Origin of the sequence: Mesobacillus sp. (assembly GCF_049588175.1) — a bacterium.
In the GTDB taxonomy this organism is placed as follows: domain Bacteria; phylum Bacillota; class Bacilli; order Bacillales; family Cytobacillaceae; genus Mesobacillus.
Genome location: NZ_JBAVFI010000761.1, coordinates 1 through 5,463, shown reverse-complemented (window position 1 = coordinate 5,463; position 5,463 = coordinate 1). Strand labels below are relative to the sequence as shown.

General features: G+C 41.5%; 5 protein-coding genes. 1 reads left to right on the top strand and 4 read right to left on the bottom strand.

The genetic code is table 11. From position 1 onward, the window contains the following. Positions 1–40 precede the first annotated feature (40 nt). Positions 41–874: a cytochrome C assembly family protein gene (locus WB217_RS18455; RefSeq protein WP_423994784.1), complete on the bottom strand. Its 834-nt coding sequence runs from the start codon at positions 872–874 to the stop codon at positions 41–43. Between the two features lie 14 nt (positions 875–888). Further along, positions 889–2,235 carry a glutamyl-tRNA reductase gene (gene hemA / locus WB217_RS18450; protein WP_423994783.1) on the bottom strand — a complete coding sequence of 449 codons (1,347 nt, stop codon included), beginning with the start codon at positions 2,233–2,235 and terminating at the stop codon, positions 889–891. Positions 2,236–2,490: 255 nt separating this feature from the next. Here hemA and WB217_RS18445 point away from each other — a divergent pair, with 255 nt between their 5' ends. Continuing rightward, positions 2,491–2,976: a LiaI-LiaF-like domain-containing protein gene (locus WB217_RS18445; RefSeq protein ID WP_423994782.1), complete on the top strand. Its 486-nt coding sequence runs from the start codon at positions 2,491–2,493 to the stop codon at positions 2,974–2,976. A gap of 391 nt (positions 2,977–3,367) precedes the next feature. On the opposite strand, the gene yihA is transcribed toward WB217_RS18445, so the two are convergent. Further along, the gene (gene yihA / locus WB217_RS18440) at positions 3,368–3,952 is read right to left on the bottom strand and encodes a ribosome biogenesis GTP-binding protein YihA/YsxC (RefSeq protein ID WP_423994780.1); all 585 of its coding nucleotides are present in this window, start codon (positions 3,950–3,952) and stop codon (positions 3,368–3,370) included. Continuing rightward, positions 3,949–5,463 (bottom strand): endopeptidase La (lon, locus tag WB217_RS18435; RefSeq protein WP_423994778.1); only part of this gene is annotated, 1,515 nt, incomplete at its 5' end. The genes yihA and lon, both read right to left, overlap by 4 nt.

Here is a 5,463-nt window from a genome sequence, read left to right as displayed (position 1 = left end):
GTCTTGATCCAACGATAATTTTTCTCATGACAGCCTCCTTTTATTGATACCAAAAATGGAAAGATGATAATTTTCCGAATAGGAAAAAGTTAATTAATACAATCAGGAAGGAAGCGATATTCCAAAGAGCAAGCGACTTCCCATATACTTCTTTGCCAACTCTCAAATATAGGTAAATGCTATAGACAGCCAAAACCACGAATGAGCCTATTAATTTCGCATCATACCATTCAAGATCAGGGACCTTGATCCATGCCCATTGCAGCCCAAGAATAAGGCTCAGGATAAGCATCGGCACTCCAATGACATTCAATATGTAAGACCAATAATCAAGCCTGGTCAGATCTGATATTCTCCATAACAGCTTTCCCCATTTTTTCCTCTTTAAAAGGTCATATTGAATGAGGTAAAGCAAAGAAAAGACAAATGAAATAGAAAAAGCTCCATAGCTCAGGATCGCCATCGTGATATGAATCAGCAGCAGTTCTGATATAAGCTGTTCAGAGATGACATTAGAATCATAGTGCACAGGCGCAAAAGTATGGATTGCCATAATGATGAACCCAAGCACATTGGTAAAAAAGACAATGAAGTCTACCTTTAATAGTTTGTTGATTGCGAGGGATAGTGTGACCAGGACCCAAGCATAAAAGTAAAGCCCTTCAAAGAGGGTCAGTACAGGGAATCGGCCGGTTTCGACCATATAATAAAATAGGAATAGAGTTTGGAAACCCCATACAAATGCAAGTAACCAGAAGGCAATTTTGTTCGCCCTCCGGTTACTGTTAAGAAAGTCAATAAAATATAAAAGGACGCTTGCCGCATAAACAACAATGGTCATTTCATGAAGGCGGGTAATAAAAAGATCTCCCATAAGCAGAACTCCTTTTACGACTGTAGGGAAGCCTGAGGCGAAGGAACTCTGGCCTGCCTAGATTCTGCTGTTTTCATTCCCTCTTGTTCTGCGACTAGCTGTTCAATATTAAAGATCTTGACAAATAGGTCAAGCGCCTCGCTAGCATCAGGGCCAGTTGCAAGCTCTTTAGCCTGAAGAATCGGATCCTTCAGAAGCTGGTTGATGATGCTTTTTGTATGCTTGTTAAGAACCTTCATGTCCCTGTCAGATAAATTCGGAAGCTTTCTTTCAATGCTGTTCATTGTCTCTTCCTGGATGGCAAGAGCTTTTACTCTCAATGCAGAAATGATGGGAACAACCCCAAGAGTGTTTAGCCATTGTTTGAACTGGACGATCTCACTTTCGATCATAATGAGAATTTTCTCAGCAGCTTTTTGGCGTTCCTGCAGGTTCGCTTCGACAATTCCTTCAAGATCATCAATATCATAAAGGAATACATTTTCAAGTGTAGCTATTTCAGGATCCAGATCGCGCGGCACCGCAATATCAACCATGAATAATGGTTTTCCTTTGCGTTTCTGTTCCACTTTGGCGACCATATCCCGTGTTACAACGAAATCCTTGGCTCCAGTAGAACTAATCAGGATATCGGCATCTGTAAGCGCACTTTGAAGCTCATCAAGAGTCTTTGCTTTGCCTGAGAATTTTGTTGCCAAATCTTCGGCCTTTTTGTAGGTACGGTTAATGACGGTAACCTTCTTTGCTCCATTTGCATGGAGATTTTGAATGGCAAGTTCGCCCATTTTGCCGGCACCCAGAATCAGTACATGCTTCTGGTCGAGAGATCCAAAAATCTTCTTTGCAAGCTCAACAGCTGCATAGCTGACTGATACGGCGTTCGCACCGATATCAGTTTCGGAGTGTCCGCGCTTTGCAAGTGTCACAGATTGCTTAAATAGCTGGTTAAATACGGTCCCGGTAGTGTTTCTCTCTAGTCCAAGCATGAAGCTTGAGCGTACCTGGCCAAGAATTTGTGTCTCGCCCAGCACCATTGAGTTTAATCCGCACGAAACCTTAAATAAATGCTCGATTGCTCCATCTTGTTCATAAATAAACAGAAATGGCGTGAATTCAGCCTGTGGAATCCCGAACCATTCAGATAAAAACTCTTTTATATAATATCTGCCTGTGTGGAGCTGGTCCACGACAGCATATATTTCTGTACGGTTGCAAGTTGATACTATAACATTCTCAAGAATGCTCTTTTTTGCCTGAAGGGCAATCATTGCTTCTCCAAGATTCGCCTCGTTGAATGTCAACCTTTCGCGGATTTCGACAGGGGCAGTTTTATAATTTAGACCGACAACTATAATGTGCATATATTAATTGACACCCCCAAATAGAAATTGCATAATTGGCTAAGGAAATTATACCATGAAGCCTTTTTCCTTTTTGCTAGAAATGTGAACAACAAGTGAACACAGTGTGATATAAATTACATAAATATAAGTTCATTTTTACAAGTTGTTTATTTACATAATTACCTTACGAACAGCAAATAAACATACTCCCTAATGTACCTTATCAAAGTTTGTCGATTAATTCAAGTGAGCCTTATTGGAAGTGGTGAAAGTATGAAAAATCAGAGAATGATCCCAGGAATGATATTGATCGGATTTGGTATTTATTTTTATCTTCAGCAGGCAAACATAACCCTTTTCCAGGAATTTTACACGTGGCCGACACTCCTTCTTATCGTAGGGGCTGCCTTTTTGGTACAGGGCTACTGGGGAAAGGATTATGAAGCGATTTTACCCGGAGTGATCCTTGTTGGATTCGGTGTCCATTTTCATGTCGTCAATAAGTTCGAATTATGGCCGGACCATCTGGGAGCATTTATTCTAATTATTGCCCTTGGCTTTTTACTTCGATACCAGAAAACTGGCAATGGCTTGTTCCACGGAATCCTCTTTCTCATTTTAGCAGGACTGCTGCTATTTTATGACCGGATCACAAGCTGGCTTGGTTTGCTGGAAAATGGAGTCGCAACAGCATGGAAATTTTGGCCAGCGGCACTGATTTTAATTGGTATCTATCTTCTGTTTTTCAAGAAAAAATGATTGAATCCCGCATCCTTTAATGGTGCGGGATTTTTTATTGCCTGGGCTCTGTTATTATTCATTGTTGATTTTTATATAAGTATGAGAATTCATAGACGGAGAATTTCCGGCTATTGTGTATAGAGAAAGCTTAATAAGTAGATATAAGCGGAGATATTTCGGTTAATTGCTCAAAATAAGAAAAAATCCAAAGGTTTGGACAATATAAACGGAAAAACTTCCTTTATTTTCAAGGAAATATGACCATTTCCCAATTTAAACGGAATTTCACCGTTTATTTTTTAACCACAGTTAAATCAACATTTAGTTATAACAAAGCCACTTCCTAAACAAAAACCTCATTACCGCCATCATATTAAAAACGCGGCCCATCAAAGGACCGCGTTTTGCTTTATTTCATTAAAGCTCCAAGAACAGACCAGGCCTTATCCTTTCCTTCTCCAGTTTCGGATGAGAAAAGGATAATGGTGTCATTAGGGTCAAGATCTAGAGTTTCTTTTGTGATTTTCACATGCTTTTGCCATTTTGACTTCGGGATCTTATCCGCTTTTGTGGCAATTATGATAACTGGGATATCGTGATGCTTGAGGAAATTATACATCATAACATCATCCTTGGATGGTGGATGTCTAAGGTCCACAATCAGAAGCATGGCTTTCAATTGTTCCCTTGATGTGATGTAGGTTTCAATCATTTTCCCCCATGCTTCGCGTTCAGACTTGGAAACTTTTGCGTATCCATAGCCTGGAACGTCAACGAAATGAAGAATTTCATTGATCAAGTAAAAATTCAAAGTCTGCGTTTTTCCTGGCTTCGAAGAAATCCTGGCAAGACTTTTCCGATTCAACATTTTATTGATAAAAGAGGATTTCCCTACATTAGACCGTCCTGCAAGGGCAAATTCCGGAAGAGTCGTTTCCGGATACTGGTTCGGCCTTACAGCACTGATTACTATTTCTGCGCTATTTACTTTCATTGAACATCACCGCTAACTAGAGCGTGCTTAAGTACTTCATCTAGATGAGAAACTAACACGAATTCAAGCTCCTTACGTACACTTTCAGGAATGTCGTCAATATCTTTTTCGTTATCTTTTGGAAGAATAATCTTTGTCAGGCCTGCCCTGTGGGCGCTCAGTGATTTTTCCTTTAGGCCGCCGATTGGCAATACGCGTCCCCTAAGAGTTATTTCTCCAGTCATTCCTACTTCCCTGCGAATCGGCCTTCCTGATAAAGCAGATACGAGTGCAGTAGCAATGGTAATCCCAGCAGATGGTCCATCTTTAGGAACAGCACCTTCGGGAACGTGGATATGAATATCATTCTTTTCATGGAAGTCCGGATCGATGTCCAGATCCTTTGCTTTTGATCGGACATAGCTAAAGGCTGCCTGGGCTGATTCCTTCATGACATCTCCAAGCTTTCCTGTCAGTACAAGTTTGCCTTTACCTGGAGAAAGCGACACCTCAATTTGAAGCGTGTCACCGCCTACAGTAGTATAGGCGAGTCCTGTGGCAACGCCCACCTGGTCTTCGAGTTCTGCCTGACCATACCTGAACTTAGTCTTGCCAAGGAATTCTTCCACATTCTTTTCATTTACAACCACACGTTTTTTCTCTCCGGATACAACGATTTTCGCTGTTTTACGGCAGATTGCTGCCAGCTGTCTTTCCAGAGAACGTACGCCGGATTCACGAGTATAATAACGTATTACCTTCGTTATTGCGTCATCCTTCATTTGAAGCTGGGACTTGGATAGACCATGGTCCTTTATTTGCCTAGGCAGCAAATGATCTTTGGCAATATGCAGCTTTTCAAGCTCTGTATAGCCCGCAATATTAATAATTTCCATTCTGTCAAGCAATGGACCTGGAACAGTCGAAAGGTTGTTGGCTGTCGCAATGAACATGACTTTGGAAAGATCGTATGGCTCCTCGATATAATGGTCACTGAAGTTGTGATTTTGCTCAGGATCCAGCACTTCAAGCATAGCAGCTGAAGGGTCCCCGCGGAAATCACTAGACATTTTATCGAATTCATCAAACAGGAATACAGGATTGATTGTTCCTGATTTCTTCATTCCCTGAATAATCCGGCCTGGCATCGCGCCAACATAAGTCCTTCTGTGGCCGCGGATTTCAGATTCATCACGGACACCGCCCAGAGAAACACGTACAAAATTCCTATTCAATGATTTTGCAATTGATCTGGCGAGACTTGTTTTACCGACTCCCGGAGGTCCAGAAAGGCAGAGGATTGGTCCTTTTAACGAGTTTGTCAGCTGCTGGACAGCAAGATACTCAAGCACACGTTCCTTAACCTTCTCAAGTCCATAATGGTCTTTATTCAGGACTTTTTCCGCTTTGTTGATATCAAGGTCATCATTGGTTGCCTTCGACCACGGCAAAGTAACTAGCCACTCAATATAGTTCCTTATCACTGCGCTTTCAGCAGAGGTTGTGGGAACCTTTTCGTAGCGGTCCAATTC